Here is a 20870-nt window from a genome sequence, read left to right as displayed (position 1 = left end):
ACCGTTGCACCGTGAATGGCACACAATAGCGCTCCACCTAAGACACCTGCCACTCCCATCATGTGGAAGGGGTTAAGTGTCCAGTTGTGGAACCCTTGGAAGAACAGCAAGAAGCGGAAGATTCCGGCGACGCCAAAGCTCGGAGCAAAGAACCAAGAGGATTGCCCCAAGGGATACATCAAGAAAACACTAACAAATACCGCGATTGGCGCACTGAAGGCAATGGCGTTGTAAGGACGAATGCCCACAACACGGGAAATTTCAAATTGCCGCAGCATGAAGCCAATTAAGCCAAATGCACCGTGCAGAGCGGTAAATGTCCAGAGTCCACCGATTTGACACCAACGGGCGAAGTCGCCTTGGGCTTCAGGTCCCCACAACAGGAGTAGGGAATGACCGAAGGTATCAGCGGGGGTGGAAACTGCCACGGTGAGGAAGTTACAGCCTTCCAAATAGGAAGACGCCAAACCGTGGGTATACCAAGATGTAACAAAGGTTGTACCCGTCAGCCAAGCCCCAACCGCCAAGTAGGCGCAGGGGAGCAGGAGTAGACCTGACCAGCCGATAAATACAAAGCGATCGCGCTTAAGCCAGTCATCGAGTGCGTCAAACCATCCTCTTTGGCTGGGAGCGCGTCCGACAGCGATTGTCATAACGTGTAGATCTCCAAGAATTTATAAGTACGAAAGAAAAGACTTCTCACTTGGTCTACTGACTTAGGCAGTGCCTAAGCAGATAATTGACCAGATTGTGAGTAAAGTTTACTTTTCTTTACGGTCTTGAACTTATATTAAAAGAAATTTTCAAATTTTGCCAGTGTTATTCGTCATTCGTCAGGGAACAGGGAAGAGTAGAGACGTAGCATGCTACGTCTCTACACCCTCTCCATCTCCCTCATCTCCCCCATCTCCCTCTACTCCCGTCTAAGATAAGAGGGAGAGTATCGCGCTTGAGAGAAGCATGTTCACGATTGACTTGACTTTGCAAAACACGCCCTTTCCTTTATCCGTGCAACGGAAGTCAGCAGAAGCGGCGGAAAAAACCTACCAGAAAATTATGGAAGCGATGAGTTCTGGGAAACCGGAGTTATTAGAATTAACCTGTGAACACCAGTCCGATAAGAAAATTGGCGTTCTCACCAGTCAGATTAGTGCGGTGATGATTTCTCAGAAATCTGGTGCTGTGGGGACAGGGCGTACACCCGGTTTCTTTGCCTTAGCCGAAGACAAACAGTAGTTAACCCATTGCCAACGTCATGGTTCAAACCGCAATTACGGTACGGGATCTATGCTTCAGTTGGTCTAACGGAGCATCGGTTTTAAACGCTTGCTCTCTTACTGTTCCCAAGGGTGAATTTTGGATGCTCTTGGGGACGAATGGCAGTGGTAAATCGACGTTGCTGCGGTTGCTGGCTGGATTATTGCTACCTGATTCGGGTGAAATAGAGATTTCGGGATTAATGGGATTTGTCTTCCAAAATCCTGACCATCAGCTGGTTATGCCAACTGTCGGTGCAGATGTAGCGTTTGGACTGGTGGAGGAGAAGCTGTCGATCGCCCAAGTTCGTGCGAGAGTTACCGAAGCCTTAGCCGCCGTTAATCTGCTGGATTTACAACGACGCCCGATTTATGCCCTCAGTGGGGGACAAAAACAGCGTATTGCTATTGCGGGTGCGATCGCCCGTCAGTCTGAGATCCTTTTATTGGATGAGCCAACCGCTTTGCTTGATCCCGATACTCAGTTAGATTTGGTCGCTCAAGTGCAGCGCCTCGTCAAAAGTCGCGGATTAACCGCCCTTTGGGTGACCCATCGCTTGGAAGAGTTGAATTACTGCGACGGCGCATTTTTACTGGAAAACGGTCGGGTAGTAGCACAGGGAGAACCGGAGCGACTCAAGCAACAACTCTTGGGTGAGACAAAACTGTCATCATAAATTAACATAAAGAGGAGATTGAGAAAAATTAACAAAAAATATTAAATTAGCCTTGAAAAATGCCCTCTCCCCCACCCCAGGTTGTTTTACTGGTTGATGGTTATAACATCATCGGCACCGAGTCGAGTTTGACTAAGACCCGCGATCGCCATGGACTATTGGCAGCGCGGCAAGAATTAGTTGAGGTTTTAATTAACTATAGTGCCTTTCGCGGCTATAAAACTAGAGTTGTCTTTGACGCTCACTATCAACCGACTGGAACGCGCCACGAAAATATAACCCCCCATGTATCTATCTGCTATACAGACTTTGGTCAGACCGCCGATAGCTACATTGAAAAATTTTGTGCGGCTGTTCGCAGTAAACCGAAGCCATTCAGTCAACGATTAATTGTGGCGACTTCAGACCGGGCGCAACAGCTAACTGTTACAGGGTATGGGGCAGAATGGATGTCCTCGCAACAGTTAATTAGTGATGTTCATTGCATCAGTCGTCGAGTACGTCGCCGACAACGACCGTCAAAACAATCTCGCGGTCGTTTTTTAGTGCATTCCCTTGACAAATCAGCCCAACAACGGTTAGCTCAATGGCGTCAGGGTATTCGCTGATACAGGGAAACGTCGCTCCCTCTTGAATTATGAACAAATCAATGTAGCTATTCAGAGGCTGTCTCGAAAAAGGTTGTTTGGGACGCCGATAGAATCCATTGGCACAAACAATGAGGCAATGAACATTACTCAGTATAATTGGGTAGAACCCCAGCCCCAAAAAAGACATCAGCTAATCTCAGCTATTCTCAATTCTCTAGACGAGATCGTTTGGTCAGCGTCAGCCCACACCTATAAGCTACTGTATATTAATCAAGCTGCCGAGACTATTTTTGGCAGAACCCTTTGTGAACTGTATGATCAACCAACGCTATGGCAGTTAATCATTCATCCCGATGATCGCCAGCGAGTTCAGGAGAAATTTCTGACTCTAGAAGAAAATGGGCATCAAGCCATAGAATACAGAATTGTCAGACCTGATGCACAAGTGCGTTGGATATGTAATCGTGTCTGTGCGATCGCGGATGAAACAGGTACTGTGATTCGGATAGATGGGATTGCTACTGATATCACCGAACGCAAACAACTCGAAGCCCAACTCTGCCCCGAAAATGACCTACTCCAGGGCATCATGCAAACCAGTGTCGCCGCGATTACCGTCGTTGATGCTCAAGGTAACATTATCTTTGCCAACGCGCGATCGCAGCAAGTCCTCGGTTTGACGCAATCGGAATTAGTCGAACGTCAGTACAACTCTCCCAAATGGAAAATTACTGATTTTCAAGGCGGACCCTTTCCAGAGGAACAACTCCCCTTCCAACAGGTGATGGAAACAGGTGAACCCATTTTCGATGTCCAGCACGCGATCGAATGGGCGGATGGAACTCGTAAATACCTTTCGGTTAATGGCGCTCCCTTAAAAGATGCCGACGGAGTTATCACCCATATTGTTTTCTCGGTTACTGATATTAGTCATTACAAAACAGTAGAAGAACAGTTATGCCACGATGCTTTACATGATAACTTAACCAGATTACCGAATCGTAATCTATTTATGGAGCGGGTTAACCATGCGATTAAATTAGCCAAACGGAATCAGGATTATTTATTTGCGGTTCTGTTTCTGGATTTGGATCGCTTTAAAGTAGTGAATGATAGCTTGGGGCATGATGTCGGGGATAAACTCCTAATTGCCACCGCCCGTCAGCTAGAAAAGTGTGTACGCACCACCGACACCGTTGCCCATTTAAGTGGCGATGAATTTACGATTCTCCTAGAAGATATCAAAGATATTAAAGATGCCACTCGTGTAGCTGAGCGGATTCAGGCAACCTTAAAATCCCCCTTTCACCTGAATAATCATGAGGTATTTACGAGTGCTAGTATTGGCATTGCCCTCAGTTCCACAGGATATGAGCGCAGCGAAGATATCTTGCGGGATGCTGATATTGCCATGTATCGAGCCAAAGAACTCGGCAAAGCCCGTCATGAAATCTTTGATAAAATTATGCATGCTCGCGCCCTAGAATTATTGACCTTGGAAAATGACTTGCGACGAGCATTGGAACGGCAGGAATTTGAAGTTTATTATCAACCGATCACTTCATTAGGAACAGGGACGCTAACTGGATTCGAGGCACTGGTGCGTTGGCGACATCCCGAACGCGGTTTAGTCTCTCCAGCCGAGTTTATCCCAGTTGCTGAAGATACTGGACTGATTATTCCTCTGGGAGAGTGGGTACTCTATGAAGCTTGTCGTCAACTGCGGATGTGGCAAACCCAATTCCCCACACCAGAACCCTTGAAAATTAGTGTCAATTTATCGGGCAAACAGATTAAGGAGCCGGATCTAATTGAGCAAATTGATCATATTTTAGCAGAGACAGGGTTAGATGGCAGTTTTTTGAAGCTAGAAATTACTGAAAGTATCTTAATGGAAAATGCTGAAACCGTCACCAAGATGCTGCTGCAATTGAGAGCCAGACATATCCAGTTATCCGTGGATGACTTTGGCACAGGATATTCGTCCTTAAGTTACTTACATCGATTTCCCGTGAATACGCTCAAAATTGATCGTTCTTTTGTTAGCAAGATGAATCCGAAAAATCGCAATACTGAGATTATCCGAACGATTATCACTCTCGCTCATAGTTTAAGGATGGATGTGATTGCTGAAGGTGTAGAAACTCTCGAACAATTGACTGAATTAAAACTATTAAACTGTGAACAAGGACAAGGGTATTTATTTTCTAAACCCTTAACTAAGTGTGCCGCCGGACTTTTATTAGGCGGAATTCCTCAATGGTAAACTTTTATAGAGTGTAGGGTTGTAGGTTGGGTTGACGCAAGGAAACCCAACGGAATATAGGGCTAATGTTCCCTATTACTGGACTGACACAGCTAAAATTGTGGAATAGATTTTACCATCGAATCGGGCGCACGTCTGTGCGCCCCTACGGTTTCCGTGCGTAATTCTAATCCACCAATTAAGGTGTGCCATGCCACTACTGGACTGACACAGCTAAAATGATGGATTAGATGTGACGATTGAATCGGGCGCAAGTCTTTGCGCCCCTACAGTTTCGGGGCTAATGGTTAATTCATCAAATAAGGTGTGCCACGCCACTAATGGACTGACACAGCTTCCCTATCCTCACCGCAATCCTGTTCAATACACCCTATTCTCTTAATCTAAAGAGCGGTTGAATCTCCTGTCCTGATTCCACAGTAATTGAGACAAAATTCGGGCAATATTCGCCGCATCATCAACGCCGCGATGGTGTGTACCTTGCAACGACAGTTTGAGCAAAAACAGGGCTTTTAACATACCAACTTCCTTCGGTAACGAATGAGCCAGCGCAAACCATGTCTTCACATTGATATGTCGTGAATCAAATGGATACTCAACGCCAAAGGATTGGCATTGTTTTTGAAATTGATTTTTATCATACTCCCCATAACTCGCCCAAACTCGTTGATGGGATAAATACCGTTTTTGCAGACGTTCACAGGCTTGAGCAAAGGACATGCCTTGCTCCACTTGTTCCTGAGTTAATGTCGTTAGCTCAGTACAGAATTCACTCACCGTTGAGCGTGCTGGTTTAACCAAGATACTCTCTGTCTTAACAGCGGAATGGGAATGGCAATCCAGCAGACAAACGCCAATTTCGATAATTTCGCTTTCTTGTCCCGGTGGCGGTTTTCCTTGCCAGCACGTCGCTTCGACATCAATAACCAGAATTTGGTCGATTTTTCTAGACATGGTTCTGCTGCTTCTCCCTAAGCTCTTACAGGAGCAAGAGCAATCCGCAAGAACATTCTCTTGCTTCCCCTGCTTTCCCTGCTTCCCCTGCTCCCCCTGCTTTTAGCGCTTAAGTTGACACCAATGCTGTCAACCCCGCCCCGACAACCTGGCTTACTTTGCTTTATTATGTATGTTTTCAGCCAAGTCCGTCATAAACGCCCTCAGACGCTAAGATGGGACTAATTTAACTTAACCGACATTTGAGATTTTAGAGAAATTGCTATCTGAGCCACTGATTTCTACCAAATTTCCGGGTGATATCTTCAAACTCGCCAATGGGTTAACCGTCATTCACCAGCATTTACCGGCAACACCTGTCGTTGTGGTTGATGTCTGGGTGAGGGCTGGGACAATTGTTGAACCCGATGAATGGTGCGGGATGGCTCATTTTTTGGAACACATGATTTTCAAAGGGACACAGCGACTGGTTCCTGGCGCCTTTGATGCAGTGATTGAACGTCATGGAGGGCTGACAAATGCGGCGACGAGCCACGATTATGCCCATTTCTTTATTACCACCGCCGCCCAATACCTTGATGAAACCTTACCCCCATTAGCGGACTTACTGTTATCGCCAGCAATTCCTGACATCGAATTCGATCGCGAACGAGATGTGGTTCTAGAAGAAATTCGCTCTTGTTATGACAATCCTGATTGGTTAGGTTTTCAGGCACTCTCAGAAATAATATACCAATATCACCCCTATAGGCGCTCGGTTTTGGGTAGCGAAGAACAATTGAGGGCGCACACGTCTCAGCAGATGCGCCGTTTCCATGCGAATCACTACCAACCGGAGAATATGACGGTGGTGATTATTGGCGGGGTAGAACAAGAATCAGCGCTAAATTTAGTCAATCAGTCTTTTGCCTCGTTTGTCACTCCTCGTGATTGTCCCCAATTCATCGCCGAAGCTGAACCCCCAATGACGGAGATTCGGCGTCAGGAACTGTATTTACCCCGAATTGAACAAGCCCGTCTATTTATGGCTTGGGTGGGACCGGGTGTAGATCAGTTAAAAGATGCTTATGGTTTAGATTTACTTTCAGTATTATTAGCCGATGGACGCTCATCCCGGTTGGTGAGACAATTGCGGGAAGAAGAACGACTGGTTCAAAATATTGGCAGTGGTTTCTCACTCCAGCGAGATTCGAGCTTGTTTACCATCAGCGCCTACCTTGATCCTGAGCATGTAGAACAAGTCGAAGCCTTGATTTGCCAGCATCTATTAGACCTACAGCAGACACCGATATCCTCTGAAGAAATCCGTCGCTGTCAGCGATTATTGTGTAATGACTATGTTTTCTCTACCGAAGCTGCTGGTCAAATCGCTGGATTGTATGGCTATTACAACACGATCGCATCCGCAGAATTAGCTGTCACCTATCCCGTGCAAATTCAACGACTGACGCCAGTAGACTTGATGCGCTTAGCACAACGTTACCTTTCTCCTTATCATTATGCCGTAACTGTTCTTAAACCCGTGAGTGAAGATTTGCTGATGGGAGAATTGTTTTGAGTAGAGACGCGCCATGGCGCGTCTCTACATGGTGCGTCTGTAGGGGCGGGTTTGACGACTATCGTTTCTTATCCTTACCCAGATGCGACTAAACCCACCCCGACCAAATTTTGAACTTTGAATTATCGATTATGCCTTCTAGTCTAACTGCCTCACCCCAACAGTCCATTATCCATCGCACGGTTTTAGATAATGGTATTGTCGTTATCGCCATCGAGAATTCAGCCGCTGATATTATTGCCTCTCGCCTATTTTTTCGCACGGGTAGCCAAAGAGAACCACGAGATAAGGCGGGATTAACCCATCTCCTAGCGGCTGTCTTGACCAAAGGTACCGACGAACTTTCCTCGATTGAAATTGCCGAACGAGTCGAATCAGTTGGCGCTCAACTGCATACCGATGCTGCCACGGATTACTTTATATTATCGCTGAAAACGGTATCTTCCGACTGGCTGGATATGTTAAAGCTAGCGGGGCAGATTTTGCGATCGCCTAGTTTCCCGGAAACCGAGGTAGAATTGGAACGCTATCTGACGATTCAGGATATTCGTTCCCAAAAAGAACAACCCTTTAGCGTTGCCTTTGAGCAGTTGCGACGGGCATTATATCAGGATCACCCCTATGCTGTCTCGGTATTGGGTACAGAAGCCACGGTTCCTGAATTGTTACCCACGGATTTAAAAGACTATCATCAAACGTATTTCCGCCCAGATAACCTAGTGATTAGTGTCGCGGGGCGAATTTCACCGGAAGCTGCCGTAAAGCAGATTGAGCAAGTCTTTGGCGATTGGCAACCGCCCTCAACTCCGTTACCAACACCCACGTTACCCTTAATTACTCCTCAACCGTGCCGCGTTGTCACCCCCCAGGAAACCCAACAATCGGTGGTAATGTTGGGGTATTTAGCCTCATCAGTTACTGATCCAGATTATGGGGCGCTAAAACTATTGAATACCTATCTGGGGAATGGGCTTTCGAGTCGCTTATTTGTGGAATTGCGGGAAAAGCGAGGGTTAGCTTACGATGTTTCGGCGTTTTACCCGACGCGCCAGTGTGATTCTCTATTTGTCGTGTATATGGGAACCGCCCCAGAAAATACAGTAATCGCGATGGAGGGATTGCGGACAGAAGTAGAACGCCTTTGCAGCTTCAGGTTGAGTGAAGCGGAACTGCAAGCGGCTAAAAATAAACTTCTAGGTCAATATGCTTTAGGAAAACAAACCAATGCTCAACTTGCCCAGATTTATGGCTGGTATGAAACCCTAGGATTGGGCATTGAGTTTGACCTGAAGTTTCAGCAGCAGATTGCCCAAGTGACGCCAGAGATGGCACAAGCGGCGGCACAGCGTTTCTTTGGGGAACCTTATATTTCTTTAGTCGGTCCGACTGAAGCGATTAACCAGATCGTTTGAGATCTGATATTGAGATCCCCAACTTGTCGAAGAAGTCGGGGATCTGTACAATTAGTTGGATACATATTTAAGGATAGTCACCGGACCAGCATCTTTGAGACTCTGCATTTGCTGGGAATTGCGAACCAACAGCGCCCCGGCAAAGCCAAGTGAATTTATTGAAATCGACTCAAACTCTTCTTGCGATCGCGGCACAAGCAGCATCCATTCTCGTGTGGCTAGCAGGTTGTAGGGGGCGGATTGTTTGATTCCCTGGTGTGGCTTACCTACAGCATCTAAAAGCTTGTGATAAGCGTCCAGAGTGGCTTTTGCGGCAACGTCTGGTGTGTCTATCCAACCAGGATCGAATCGAGTTAGGGCATGAACGAAGGGAAAGCTGGGTATTGTACCTATTGAACCCTGAAAATTAGCCGATGCGATCGCGGGTTCGATGGGTAGCTTGGATGTCTCCGGTGTGAAGGGTAAAGGGACAAGTTGTAAATGTTTGTGTCGCTGACTCGCCCCTGCTATTTTGCCGCCGTTATAGAAGGCTAAACCATCAATTTCTGCTAAACTTGCCCACATTGCCTGAAAATCGGATAACGTCAGCCAATTATCTTGGTCTTCATACTCGCGGGTGACGATCAGGAGGTGATAATCAACCACGTTGAATTTATTTAACAGACACAGGTGAGTGTCGGAAATATCCGCCACGAATAAATCCTCCTCATAAGGAAGAAAAGGGTTAAAGTTAGCTTTTTTCTTCTTTTGCTGCTTCTTGTCCTTAGCTTTGCGATTCAGGTTAGAGACAATCCGCACCAGAAAGCGAATTCCATCCTGTTCGACAAACTCACACTCAGTTGCGATGGGTTGCAGTGCGCCGCAGTGGAGGGCGTGTTCGGTTGTCTCTAGAACCTTTAACCATAATGTACCCGGTTTTAGGGTTCGTGTTTTCTGTTCAGTGGGTTTTTCTGGGGGCATAGTCAATTGTTATATCAGCCGTATGCGAATCTAATCTAGACGATTTGATGAATTTTGCCCAGAACTAAGAACAGTTTGTAGTCAGCGCTGTCTTCGCTTCTGGCACGCTTCGTGCCTACTACGAACCTAGATTAAGTCGGGAATTTTAGAGTTGAGAGTTGAGATTTCGGATTTGCTTGCGAAAGGTTCGTAAGGCAGGACTTCTACCGATCGCGCTACTTTGGGTGAGAACCTCTGCTACGAGGTCTAAAATCGGTAGTCCTGGGAATGTAGGACTGGTGGAAACTGACTGATATTGTCCTGATTGTAAGGTGTAAATCTTAAGTTCGCCGCGATCGCACAGCCAAAGTTCGGGAACTCCTAAGCTAATGTAACCCTCCATCTGAGTTTTCGAGGTAACATCTACTTCAATAGCCAGATCGGGCGGTGGATCAACCGATAAATCGATGCGCTCTTTACCCACCATAACTTGATGATTTTGGATGTAGAAACATTCATCCGGTTCAATGCCATAACCCATTTCTTGACATTTGAAGGTGGTTGAACCAAAGCATTCGCAGTCTATTTCTAATTCTTCTAATATAATTTTGACTAGATCACCAATAATCGATTTTTCTCGCTCATATTTGGGTAATGGTATCCGGATTTCTAATGTTTTCTGGCTGTAGGCAATTCGAGCGGTGCGTTTTTCACCCAGCTCGTTCAAGATTTGTTCAAATTCTGACCAATCGACATCATGGATCAACAATCGTTGACCGGGGGGTACGTCGAGTTGTCGGAGTTGGAGCGTGACCATGATGCAAAATCTAAACCTCTATCTTCTAGTGTAAGGAGTCGGGGGTCGATTATTTGAGCAACCGTCAAGAAAATACCCAAGTATTTCTGCCGTGATGCTTAGGGAGCGATCGCGCTTATAATTTAGATGATGGGGAAGCGGTACGGACTAATGAGCAACCATCCAAATTTTGACCAATACGGCTATCATATTATTCAAGAGTTAGGATGCAACCGCGAAGCCGGACGCATTACTTACTTGGCAACTGCCCTCAAACCAGACCAAAAGGTTGTAATCAAAGAGTTTCGCTTTGCCTTGGCGGATGCCAGTTGGTCAGGCTATAAAGCCTATCAACGGGAAATTGAAGTTTTGCAACAACTGGATCATCCCCGCATTCCTCGTTATTTAGATTCCTTTGAAACACCACAAGGCTTTTGCCTTGTGCAGGAGTATAAAAATGCCCCATCCTTAGCCGAACGACGTAGCTTTACTCCCGAACAGATTCAGCAAATAGCGGTGTCAGTCTTAGAAATTTTAGTTGACTTACAAAGGCGGGTTCCGCCAATTATCCATCGGGATATCAAACCCGAAAATATCTTAGTGGACAAGCATTTGAAGGCTTATTTGGTAGATTTTGGCTTTGCTAGGATTCGGGGTGGGGAGATGGCACTCAGTAGCGTGGCAGCGGGAACTCCTGGATTTATGCCACCGGAGGAACAGTTTGGTCGTCCCCTGACGGAGGCTTCTGACCTTTATAGTTTAGGAGTAACGTTAATTGGCTTACTCACAGGCACGCGATCGCTCAATATCAGTAATTTAATTGATGATAACTATCGGTTTGATATCAAGAAATTAGTTCCAAAACTTAATCCTAGCTTTATCGCCTGGTTGGAGAAGATGGTAGCACCGAATGTGAAACATCGCTTCCAGAATGCAGAGATTGCGTTGGAGGCGCTTAAGTCAAAACGGTGGGTTGGTAAAGCTAATCGCGTCGAGAGTTTAGTCGGTATTATTAAAGGGAAAACGCTAACGTATGTTGTGGGGTTAGCCACCTTGGGTATTGTTGTTTGGGTGGGAACAACTGTTATCACTCCTCAGCCAGAAAAGCAGTTGCTGGAATCTCAGCCCGAAAGACAGTTGCTGGAGTCTCAACCAGAGAAGCAGTTGCTAGAAAGAAACAGATGTCTAGGATGTAATCTGCAGGGTGCTGACTTAGAGTATGCTAACCTGACGGGTGCTGGACTTGGGAATGCCAACCTCAAAAATGCCAATTTGGAGAGCGCTGGACTTGGGCATGCCAACCTCAAAGATGCCAACCTGGAGGGTGCTAACTTGGCGAGTGCTAACTTGGCGAGTGCTAACCTTAAAGATGCAAACTTGGAGGGTGCTAACTTAGCGGGTGCTAATTTGATAAACACCTCTTTAGAGGGAGCCAACCTCAAAAATGCCAATTTGATGGGTACCAACCTTAAGTATGCCATCCTGTGGGATGCTGACCTAGAGGGTGCTGATTTGACTAATGCTAACCTGACAGTTGCCCACTTAGGGAATGCTGATCTGGAGTATGCCAACTTGCTGGATGCTAACCTCAAAGGTGCCAACCTCAAAGGTGCCAATCTCAAAGGTGCGATTATGCCTGATGGAACCCAACATCCCTAGATGAAATGTGTGTCGCAAGCAGGGTAATTTAGAAGCAAGTGTTTTGGCTGTCTTGTCAACGTTTTGAGACACAAAATTTGTGTCTTGCTTCTATCGTTTCATTCCTCCCAAATACAACACCGACATTGCTGCGCGATCATCCCATGAGAACTTCTGTTGATGCCAGATGCTGTAATATAACCGGGTATTGCCCCAGACAAAAGGACACATCAACTTATAATTATGCAACCTACTACTAATAACTTAAGGGGAAAAGTTAAAACGACCCTAGTTATCACTAATCGTATTGATCAAGCCAATGCCGAAGAGGGTCTGATTCCTGCTGATCGAGTGCGGTCTATCACCTTAACTAACGTTTTAGTCGATACAGGAGCCACAACCTTGTGTCTGCCTAAATCTATTATTAATCAGTTAGGATTAAAACTCCTTAAAGAAGTCAATGTCGCCACAGCTACAGGAATTGGCAAAGCGAGAATCTTTCAAGATGCCAAAATCTCTCTGTGTGGACGGGAGGGAACGTTTGAATGTTTGGAACTTCTAGGAGGAAGTGATCCCTTACTAGGCGTTATCCCACTGGAAGCATTGGGAATTGAACTGGATTTGAAAAATCAAACCTTAAAACTATTACCCATTAGCCCCACTGAAACGTATTTTACCATCCTTTAAGTAGCTGCGATTGTTAGTAAAGCCTTGAAAATCAAACAAAGGTACGTTGCGCCTGGGTCAAGATGTCTTGGTTAGGGTTAAAAAGACAAGTTGTATATTTTTGTATTACTTATTCTCCATTTTATTCGCTTTCTATTACCTCCTGTAATTGTAAAACCAGCAAGGGAAGATTATTTTTAATCGCTCTCCAAATTATCTCTAATTCTACCTGGAAGTATTCGTGAAAAATAATATTTCGCATATCCCCCATCAATCGCCAAGGGATCTGGGGGTAGCGCGATTGGATTTCAGGGGGAATATTTCTAGCCGCCTCACCAATAATGCCAAAGTCGTAGAGAACAGCTTTAATAATAGTTCGGTTTGCCATGAAATCTTCAAATTCCATTCCCTCTGTCCGTTGTAAAATTTCGGCAATGGATTGCAGAATATCTTGAATGCGTAGCTGCCAATCTCTAGAAGGCACGGATGACATCCTTTAGTACAGGTTCCCGCAAATGTTCCCTTAACGCCTTCTGGGTTCCCATATCTACAGAACACCCCAAAATATCTTCTAAATAAAGTCGCACGGCTATGAATTCAAATAGTCCCACTGGTCGATTAAACTCTACCAAGAAGTCTACATCACTATCTGGACGAGCTTCATCCCGTGCGACTGAACCAAATAACTCAAGAGACTTTACACCCATCTCCTGTAACTGTTCTCGGTGTGCCGCAATAATTGCGATTACCTCATCCCTTTTCATCATGGATTTAAGTCAAATGGCACGGACTCATACCATTATACCAAATTCATCTAAATAACTAACCTTAAATAACTAAGCAACACATTGGGTTTACAGGGATTGAGAGACAGCGTTAGGCGTAGTTACCGCCCGTTAGTCGCCCTTGGTGGAATTGAGCCAGGGCGAGTGAGTGCCGCGATCGCACAAGGAGCAAAAGCTGTGGCTGTGATTGGTGCTGTGATGGCGGCACCAAATCCTGCTCGTGTTGTTCAAACATTACTCCAAGAATGCTGAAATTTAGGAGAAGAATGGCTACGATTAGGTATTAAGGATTTCCATCAAATTAGGTGTACCATACGACTACTGGATTGACACAGCTAACATTGTGGAATAAATTTGACCATTGAATTGGGCGCACGCCATTCGCCCCTACAGTTTCAGGATTTAATTCTCATTTATCAAATGTTGATGAGGGAAACCAGAGAATAATTGAAATAAGCGATCGCGACTCCAAATCCTCGACGGATAATCAAAATCCCCCAGTTGGATGAATCCGTTGGGTGACGTGTTATCACCTATGGAGCTTGTAGATTGAAAATAGCTGATAGCAAGATCCTCGCACCACCCATACCGGGCTGACTATATTTCTGAAATGGATGAGGTACATAAATTTGCACACAAGCCTCTATCCGTATCAAATTAAAGCTGGAAATGCCTTTGTGCGGCTGGAGCCGCGAGCGTCCAAAACCACATTCCCTTCTCCAAACTGGGAACGAGAGTATGCCTATAAACCTTCACGTATGACATTAGCACTCGAAGTAATTTCTCTGAGCAAACGTTACGGTTCTCACCAAGCCGTTAATCGCTTGAGCCTGCAAATTCCCCAAGGCTCATTTTATGCCCTCCTTGGTCCCAATGGCGCTGGCAAAACCACGACATTACGCATGGTGGCGGGACTCCTGAAACCCGATGACGGGGATGCTCTTATTTTAGGTCACAGCATTACCCGTACTCCCCGCGCCGCTAAACAGGAATTAGCCTATCTCCCCGAAGATCCCTTACTTTACGATAAACTCACAGCATTAGAATATCTAGAATTTGTTGCCGGATTGTGGGGTATCCCGGCGAAGGAAGCGCAATCTCACGCCAAAACTCTGTTGCAGCAACTCTCCCTCTGGGATGTACGCACTGACTTAACTGAAACCTTCTCCCGAGGGATGAAGCAAAAACTGGCTCTAGCTGGTGCTTTTATTCACCACCCCAAAGTAATTATCCTAGATGAACCCCTCACCGGACTGGATGCGGCGGCGGCTCGGTTAGTCAAAACGATGTTAGTGGACTATGTGCGACAGGGCAATACCGTAATTCTTACCACTCATATCATGGAAATTGCCGAACGCTTGGCAGAAGATATTGGTATTCTCAATTACGGTCAGTTAGTCGCTGAGGGGACATTGGATGAACTCAGAAAGCGTAGTGGTGAAGCTGGTGGAACGTTGGAAACTGTCTTTCTGGAGTTAACGCAGAATCAGGAGGTGAAAGTATGAACGTTGCCACATTACCCTGGCTATTGCACCATGAATTGCACCTGTGGTGGCGTGAGTTGAACAGTAAACCGGGACTGAAAACCTGGGGAATTGTCCTGGGATTTTTGAGCCTAGTTGTACTGGTTCCCCTGTGGTTTGCTTTAACGGAGATACGCCAAACCCTTTCCGTTTCCTCTATCCCAGCGCCAGCTATCTGGGTAGCTGTCACCGTCTGGCTAATCGGATTTTTCATCGCTTTTACTCAAGCCATGAGTCAGAGTGTGGTGGCTTTGTTTGAGCGAGGAGACTTGGATTTACTGGTATCTTCACCGATGTCCAGTAAGGTCATTTTTGCCAGTCGCCTGTTGGGTGTGGCGTTGAAGATTTTCCTGAGTGATGGTCTGTTCATCGTTCCCATCAGTCTTCTCGCACTCCTCCTCGGCGTTCCTCAACTGTTGGGCGTTTACCCAGCATTTATCGGTCTCGCCTTAGCCACAACCAGTTTAGCCATGCTTCTGACTCTGTGGTTGGTGCGCTGGCTGGGGGCGCGACGGGCGCGAACCTGGTCACAAATTCTCACGGCTAGTTTAACCGCTCTACTGTTTTTGCTGTCCCAACTCCCAAATGTCCTCAGGAGTATAGATGTCCCTACCGCCGGAATCGGGTCACAGCTGCGTCCTCTATTCAGCCCAGGGAATCCTTTAAGTGCAGAGAGTATCGTCTGGTTTCCCGCCAGAGCGATGTTTTTTGAACCCGTTTCCGTGCTGCTGACGCTGTTGGTGAGTGCTGGATTAACCTGGCTGGCGGTGGAGGTTTTGCATCATTCCTTTATCACGGGGACGCAAGAGTCGATGACTCACAAACGTAAGCAACGCCGTCCCCAAGCATCGGTTCGCTTTACCTCGGGTTTTCACCAGATGGCGTTGTTTAAGGAGTGGCGGATTATCTGGCGTAATCCTTATTTGCTCTCCCAAACCTTTCTCCAGATGTTATTTTTAATCCCCGCCCTGATTATTGTCCTGCGGGGTTCCCAGGAACAAATGCTGGCAAGTTTAACCACCTTTGTCGCCACAGTAGTGTCTATTGTCGGGAGTGCCTTAGTTTCGTCCTTAACCCGCATCTGTGTCTCTGGAGAAGAGGCACCCGATTTGTTGAAGGCTTCCCCGGTTCAGGGAACCACGTTGCGCCAGGTTAAATTATTAGCAGCTTTAATTCCCGTCTGGATACTTTTCTCTCCTATTTTTATCATTTTGCTGGCTAAAGGTGAACCCTGGTGGCTAGCGCTGCTGGTTTTTTTGGGAGCGACGAGTTGTAACGCGATATTGCGCCTGTGGAATTCGCACTCTGTACCTCTGGCGAAAATCTTTAAAGGGCATAAGGAACGTCAAGGGGATGTCATTTTAGGGATGCTGGAAGTCGCCTCTGTAATGACTTGGGGGTTTTTGGGCTTTCAAGCGGGTCAGGGGCATATCGGATTAGCGGCGATCGCGCTGGCGGTGATTGGTGGTTTTATTGCGATCGCGTATTGGCGCAGTCGTCAGCTTGGTAGTTCATTAGGGTTTTGACTCAGGTGGTGAGGGAACAGGGAACAGTTTTCTGATCACACCTTGATGGAAAGCAGAAGGCAGAAGGTTTTCAGGAAACAGTATCCCAGGAATCAAGACGGTTGAACCTGTTGCCGTACCCAAGCGCGAAATGCCTGTTCTGCTTCTACCCCATCGTTTTGATTTTTAATCCCATTTCGACCACTAAAATGCGAATAAATAATTCAATGAGTCGAGCCGCAAATTCGTGGTCTTCTAAGGGCATAGTAATTTCCAGAACACCAAGATTGTACGTGAGGCGGGCAGCTCGATTTTCGCCTAAAGCGTGGAGGATTTGTTGGTAAGCTTGCCAGTTGAGATGGTGAAAGGTTACTCGCTTTTCACCAATAGGTTGGGAACGGGTTGGCAGGGGAACTGAACTAACCATGGTAGTCGTTGGATATCGCTTGTTTTCTATTATTTTCTATTTTTTATCTCAAAATAAAACCTAATTCCTACAAAAGGCTTGCCAATGACGAATAATTATTCTGCTCTACCCTTTGCTCTTTTACTCATTACTGACCAAGCTGCTTGTCATCGGGCGGGTCGAACTGTAGAACAAACGCTAACAAGTATCATCAATACCATTAATCCTCAGCGTGTTGCTATACTTATCCGTGATAAAAAAGCGGCAATTTCAGAGATTGCTACCACAATTAGTAACCTGAAACCGCTAACTGACTCGACGGGTGTCTTGTTGCTCGTACACAGCTATCCTCAATTAGCATTAGAATACAATCTAGCGGGAGTTCATCTATCATCAACGACAGCTATTGCACCTGTACGTCAACAACTTCCACCTGAGATGCTTATCGGAGTCTCGCGTCATGGAACCGATGCACTGGATCAGGATGATATTGGTTTGGCTGACTATGCGACGATCAGTCCAGTGTACTCACCTGTGTCAAAACCAGAGGATCGACGCAATACATTGGGCTTACAGGGGTTGAGAGATAGCGTTAGGCGTAGTTATCGCCCTTTAGTTGCCCTCGGTGGAATTGAGTCAGGGCGAGTGAGTGCCGCGATCGCACAAGGGGCAAAAGCTGTGGCTGTGATTGGTGCTGTGATGGCAGCACAAAATCCGGCGAGTGTTGTCCAAACATTACTCCAGGAATGCTGATCAATGTCGCTGCTTTACATGAAAGTTTCGTTCCCCGTTACTATACTGCTCGATCAGTTGAGAAGCACCGCTTACCTTTGACATTTAGCTATCCCTGTTTTGTTGGTTGGAAAACAAGCTGACGATGAATTGGTTTACGCATAAAGGTATAGTCTGAGCTGGAACACTCTGTACCGCTATCATTGAGGGGCTGTTATCTCACTGTTCAATCAAGCTAGGGCGTGGGAAACTGAATGCGCGATCGCGGCTACCTTCATTTATATTAATCAACAGATTTGAGTTGTACCAGTAACGCATTTAGAATCAAATAAAGGGACGCCGCCCCTGGGTCAAGATGTCCCGCACTTCGCTCGGCTAAATAACTGGCTCTTCCTTTCTTGGCGACTAAGGGAATTGTATTTTGTTTCCCAGTTTCAGCCGCTGCTACCGCCTTTTCTAACCCGGCGATCGTTCCATCACCGGAAGCTACCGCTTGCTTAAACGCCTCAGACGCGGGTAAGAGTGCATCCAGCATTGTCTTATCCCCCAGTTGTGCTTTCCCCCGTTGCACCACTCCATCCACGGCTGCTTGAAAAAACGCCACCAAATCCTGATTCGTGAGTTCATGCTTCCCCGCTACCGCCGCACTCGCCCGTAAAAATAGAGTGCCATATAACGGTCCACTGGCACCTCCCACTGTAGAAATTAACGTCATGCTCACGGTTTTCAACACAGTACCAATATCTTTATCCGCCACACCAACTAATTGAGTGAATACTTTTTGGAACCCTCGGTGCAGATTAATTCCGTGATCAGCATCCCCAATTGCTGCATCCAATTCGGTCAGATAGTCTTTATTTTCCTCGATGACAACAGCGACTGACTGTAACCACTGAATAATTTGTGCTTGGCTTATCATATTGAAACCTTAATTAATTAAATTTATAATCGTATAATTAAAATGCTCAAAGGCAACAGGAAATAACTCCTTTAAACGTACATCAACTTTTCTATTTGCGTTCAAACAAGTGAATCATAGGATTGTTATCCTCTAATAATTGCTCCAGTGACTGGGATGCCTCAGCCTTTTGACGAACGTGAGCATCAATAAAAAGACCAATCACTTCAGCCATAACATCACGAATTTTATTTTCTGGTTGAGTTGCCGGAAAATCAAGAAAAGCTTGACCTGTGGTTGAGTCAAAGGGTTCAGCAATAGAAAAATGATTACTCCCTTCTATAACGACTAGATAATTGTCATTTCTTCCTCCAGTAATCGCTTCGGAGAATGTCCGAACAACTGACGTTGTGGCATCTGTTGAGGTGATACCATAACGATGACTACTGTGAGCAATCACGCCATCGCATGTACCGCCCATAAGCAGTAAAGGAGTTAAATCAGGTAACGGTAAAATCGTCCCAGGTTTATACCCCATGTTTACCCCTCCCATGGTATGAACGCCATAGGCAAATGCGGCGACAACTTGGGGAAAAAATTGGGGGTTTGCACTTTCAATAGCGACTCTACCACCAGCGGAATGTCCCCCTAAAATAATCTGCTGGAGATTCAGCATTCCCGCTAGAATTCCTTGAGCTTGTAACTGTTCCAATTCAGCCAACAGCGCTGGTAAAGCCGAAGTTGAGGGACGAGTTCCGTAGGTTTCTGGTGTCCAGGAGGTCAGATCAACTCCAGGAGTCAAGCTGACGATTCCCGGTATATTTTCTGCTACCCAGTTAAATGTAACCACAACCAATCCGCGTTCGGCTAACTTCACCGCCAGCCATTGATAAATCTCTAGGCTACAATTAACACCGCTAAAGAAAATTACCACCGGAAAGGGGGCTTGTTGTGAGTCCACAGGGACAGTTCCCCAGTTGCGTTCTAGTTCACCCCCCGACATCTTGGCTGGATAGGTAATTTTCAGGTGAATTGTATTGTAAGGAGGTTGAGCCGTATCAACTTGTACCGCTCTAAAAAAAGCACGAATTGTCATAATTATTCTTGTCTTATACTTTTGGACGATAACTCTAAATCCCCCAACGCCAACAGGGTGTTTTTACGGGTGCATCCCAATATTTAATCAGCTCATCATCCATCTTAAGTAGAGTAATCGAACATCCCTGCATTTCCAGAGAGGTAATATAGGAACCCACGAAGTTTCTAACAATCTTCAGTCCTTTCTTCTCACATATTTCTGCCAGCTTACGATAGACGATATACAATTCCGACAAAGGTGTACCCCCCATACCATTGACAAATGCCAAAACAGAATCCCCCTGCTCAAAAGGCGAGTCAATCAGTTCTCTGTCTACCCATTCTCCCTGTTGTTGATTCCACTCCCGCACGGTGCGCTGATAGGCTGAATCTTCGATAATTGACAACGCCAACATTTCTGTAATTTCATCCGCCGACTTGATCGACATTCGTTGTCGCCCCGGTTCTCCATGAATCCCAATTCCCACTTCTATTTCTGCTTCAGATAAATCAAACGTAGGACTCCCCTTAGCCGGAGTTGTACAAGAGGTTAACGCCATACCCATACTGCGTCCATTCAGATTCACGCGACGGCAAAGTTCAGCCAATTGCTGTAAATTGTACCCTTGTTCAGCCGCTGCACCACATATTTTTTCCGCTAATACCGTTGTACCAACGCCGCGACGCCCTTGAGTATAAAGACTATCTTTAACCGCCACATCGTCATCAATTAAACTATTAAAAACCGGGATACCTTCTGAATATGCTAGTTCCGCCGCCATCTCGAAGTTCATCACATCGCCGGAATAGTTTTTGACAATATTAAGAACCCCAACGCCACTATTCACTCGTTTGATCGCTTCTAACATTTGATCCGGAGTGGGAGAAGTAAAAATTTCACCCGGACAAGCCGCATCTAACATACCCATACCAACAAAACCACTGTGCATAGGTTCATGTCCACTCCCGCCCCCAGACACTAATGCGACTTTACCGGGAATTGGCGCATCAGCACGATAAATAAAATGTGGATCAAAATCAACCTTAATCAGATCAGGATACGCCAATGCCATCCCTTCTAGACTCTCTCTGACTACATTATCCGGATTATTAATCAGTTTTTTCATCAGCTTTTAACTTTTAAAATTTAATTCTTAATCCTTCACGCACGTCGCTCAAAGACATAGTTTTG

At 46.0% G+C, this 20870-nt stretch carries 20 protein-coding genes and 2 pseudogenes; 12 read left to right on the top strand and 10 right to left on the bottom strand.

Annotation, left to right across the window (positions count from 1 at the left end; genetic code table 11):
- Window positions 1–653: pseudogene (locus tag RIE73_RS01360) on the bottom strand (photosystem II D2 protein (photosystem q(a) protein)); the annotation flags it as partial.
- 307 nt (window positions 654–960) lie between these two features.
- Between RIE73_RS01360 and RIE73_RS01355 the strand changes: the two are divergent.
- The 4 genes from RIE73_RS01355 to RIE73_RS01340 all read left to right on the top strand — a co-directional run bounded on the left by RIE73_RS01355 (window position 961) and on the right by RIE73_RS01340 (window position 4789).
- Complete coding sequence (locus tag RIE73_RS01355; RefSeq protein ID WP_446399464.1) at window positions 961–1236, top strand: hypothetical protein; 276 nt, start codon at window positions 961–963, stop codon at window positions 1234–1236.
- A 19-nt stretch (window positions 1237–1255) separates the two neighbouring features.
- On the top strand, window positions 1256–1933 hold the full coding sequence (locus tag RIE73_RS01350) for an energy-coupling factor ABC transporter ATP-binding protein (protein WP_446399463.1): 678 nt from the start codon (window positions 1256–1258) through the stop codon (window positions 1931–1933).
- Window positions 1934–1992: 59 nt separating this feature from the next.
- Window positions 1993–2541 carry an NYN domain-containing protein gene (locus tag RIE73_RS01345; RefSeq protein WP_446399462.1) on the top strand — a complete coding sequence of 183 codons (549 nt, stop codon included), beginning with the start codon at window positions 1993–1995 and terminating at the stop codon, window positions 2539–2541.
- A gap of 118 nt (window positions 2542–2659) precedes the next feature.
- Window positions 2660–4789 carry a putative bifunctional diguanylate cyclase/phosphodiesterase gene (locus RIE73_RS01340; RefSeq protein WP_446399461.1) on the top strand — a complete coding sequence of 710 codons (2130 nt, stop codon included), beginning with the start codon at window positions 2660–2662 and terminating at the stop codon, window positions 4787–4789.
- A gap of 378 nt (window positions 4790–5167) precedes the next feature.
- Here the strand turns inward: RIE73_RS01340 and RIE73_RS01335 are convergent, their stop codons facing one another.
- The gene (locus tag RIE73_RS01335) at window positions 5168–5743 is read right to left on the bottom strand and encodes an exonuclease domain-containing protein (protein ID WP_446399460.1); all 576 of its coding nucleotides are present in this window, start codon (window positions 5741–5743) and stop codon (window positions 5168–5170) included.
- 259 nt (window positions 5744–6002) lie between these two features.
- Here RIE73_RS01335 and RIE73_RS01330 point away from each other — a divergent pair, with 259 nt between their 5' ends.
- Complete coding sequence (locus RIE73_RS01330; protein ID WP_446399459.1) at window positions 6003–7301, top strand: M16 family metallopeptidase; 1299 nt, start codon at window positions 6003–6005, stop codon at window positions 7299–7301.
- A 131-nt stretch (window positions 7302–7432) separates the two neighbouring features.
- Entirely contained in the window at window positions 7433–8713 is a 1281-nt protein-coding gene (locus RIE73_RS01325; RefSeq protein WP_446399458.1) for a M16 family metallopeptidase, read from the top strand.
- Window positions 8714–8764: 51 nt separating this feature from the next.
- On the opposite strand, the gene RIE73_RS01320 is transcribed toward RIE73_RS01325, so the two are convergent.
- Together RIE73_RS01320 and RIE73_RS01315 are read right to left on the bottom strand one after the other, a co-directional pair.
- Complete coding sequence (locus RIE73_RS01320) at window positions 8765–9673, bottom strand: ATP adenylyltransferase family protein (RefSeq protein ID WP_446399457.1); 909 nt, start codon at window positions 9671–9673, stop codon at window positions 8765–8767.
- Window positions 9674–9818: 145 nt separating this feature from the next.
- Window positions 9819–10469 (bottom strand): Uma2 family endonuclease, encoded by a 651-nt coding sequence (locus tag RIE73_RS01315; protein ID WP_446399456.1) that lies wholly within the window; start codon window positions 10467–10469, stop codon window positions 9819–9821.
- A 150-nt stretch (window positions 10470–10619) separates the two neighbouring features.
- On the opposite strand from RIE73_RS01315, the gene RIE73_RS01310 reads away from it, so the two are divergent.
- Both RIE73_RS01310 and RIE73_RS01305 read left to right on the top strand, forming a co-directional pair.
- Window positions 10620–12107, top strand: a complete 1488-nt coding sequence (locus tag RIE73_RS01310; RefSeq protein WP_446399455.1) for a pentapeptide repeat-containing protein — start codon at window positions 10620–10622, stop codon at window positions 12105–12107.
- Between the two features lie 222 nt (window positions 12108–12329).
- Window positions 12330–12773: a retroviral-like aspartic protease family protein gene (locus tag RIE73_RS01305; protein ID WP_446399454.1), complete on the top strand. Its 444-nt coding sequence runs from the start codon at window positions 12330–12332 to the stop codon at window positions 12771–12773.
- Between the two features lie 121 nt (window positions 12774–12894).
- On the opposite strand, the gene RIE73_RS01300 is transcribed toward RIE73_RS01305, so the two are convergent.
- Both RIE73_RS01300 and RIE73_RS01295 read right to left on the bottom strand, forming a co-directional pair.
- Window positions 12895–13236 carry a HepT-like ribonuclease domain-containing protein gene (locus RIE73_RS01300; RefSeq protein ID WP_446399453.1) on the bottom strand — a complete coding sequence of 114 codons (342 nt, stop codon included), beginning with the start codon at window positions 13234–13236 and terminating at the stop codon, window positions 12895–12897.
- Window positions 13226–13516, bottom strand: coding sequence for a nucleotidyltransferase family protein (locus tag RIE73_RS01295; protein WP_446399469.1), 291 nt, complete (start codon window positions 13514–13516; stop codon window positions 13226–13228). Before RIE73_RS01295 ends, RIE73_RS01300 begins: the two co-directional genes overlap by 11 nt.
- Before the next feature lie 84 nt (window positions 13517–13600).
- On the opposite strand from RIE73_RS01295, the gene RIE73_RS01290 reads away from it, so the two are divergent.
- The 3 genes from RIE73_RS01290 to RIE73_RS01280 all read left to right on the top strand — a co-directional run bounded on the left by RIE73_RS01290 (window position 13601) and on the right by RIE73_RS01280 (window position 16586).
- Window positions 13601–13789, top strand: coding sequence for a thiamine phosphate synthase (locus RIE73_RS01290; RefSeq protein WP_446399452.1), 189 nt, complete (start codon window positions 13601–13603; stop codon window positions 13787–13789).
- A gap of 506 nt (window positions 13790–14295) precedes the next feature.
- Window positions 14296–15042, top strand: coding sequence for an ABC transporter ATP-binding protein (locus RIE73_RS01285; protein ID WP_446399468.1), 747 nt, complete (start codon window positions 14296–14298; stop codon window positions 15040–15042).
- The gene (locus RIE73_RS01280; RefSeq protein WP_446399451.1) at window positions 15039–16586 is read left to right on the top strand and encodes a hypothetical protein; all 1548 of its coding nucleotides are present in this window, start codon (window positions 15039–15041) and stop codon (window positions 16584–16586) included. The genes RIE73_RS01285 and RIE73_RS01280 overlap by 4 nt, the downstream gene beginning before the upstream one ends.
- Before the next feature lie 148 nt (window positions 16587–16734).
- Here RIE73_RS01280 and RIE73_RS01275 read toward each other — a convergent pair.
- Window positions 16735–16992 (bottom strand): annotated as a pseudogene (locus RIE73_RS01275) (Uma2 family endonuclease); the annotation flags it as partial.
- Window positions 16993–17076: 84 nt separating this feature from the next.
- Between RIE73_RS01275 and RIE73_RS01270 the strand changes: the two are divergent.
- Window positions 17077–17724 (top strand): thiamine phosphate synthase, encoded by a 648-nt coding sequence (locus tag RIE73_RS01270; protein ID WP_446399450.1) that lies wholly within the window; start codon window positions 17077–17079, stop codon window positions 17722–17724.
- A 262-nt stretch (window positions 17725–17986) separates the two neighbouring features.
- On the opposite strand, the gene dhaL is transcribed toward RIE73_RS01270, so the two are convergent.
- From dhaL to dhaK, 3 genes are all read right to left on the bottom strand, one after another.
- On the bottom strand, window positions 17987–18622 hold the full coding sequence (gene dhaL / locus RIE73_RS01265) for a dihydroxyacetone kinase subunit DhaL (RefSeq protein WP_446399449.1): 636 nt from the start codon (window positions 18620–18622) through the stop codon (window positions 17987–17989).
- Between the two features lie 91 nt (window positions 18623–18713).
- Window positions 18714–19697 carry an alpha/beta hydrolase family protein gene (locus RIE73_RS01260; RefSeq protein ID WP_446399448.1) on the bottom strand — a complete coding sequence of 328 codons (984 nt, stop codon included), beginning with the start codon at window positions 19695–19697 and terminating at the stop codon, window positions 18714–18716.
- A gap of 34 nt (window positions 19698–19731) precedes the next feature.
- Window positions 19732–20805: a dihydroxyacetone kinase subunit DhaK gene (dhaK, locus tag RIE73_RS01255; RefSeq protein ID WP_446399447.1), complete on the bottom strand. Its 1074-nt coding sequence runs from the start codon at window positions 20803–20805 to the stop codon at window positions 19732–19734.
- Window positions 20806–20870 lie beyond the last annotated feature (65 nt).

This window comes from Coleofasciculus sp. C1-SOL-03 (assembly GCF_040220555.1).
In the GTDB taxonomy this organism is placed as follows: Bacteria; Cyanobacteriota; Cyanobacteriia; order Cyanobacteriales; family Coleofasciculaceae; genus Coleofasciculus.
This window is presented reverse-complemented; position numbering and strand designations above follow the sequence as displayed.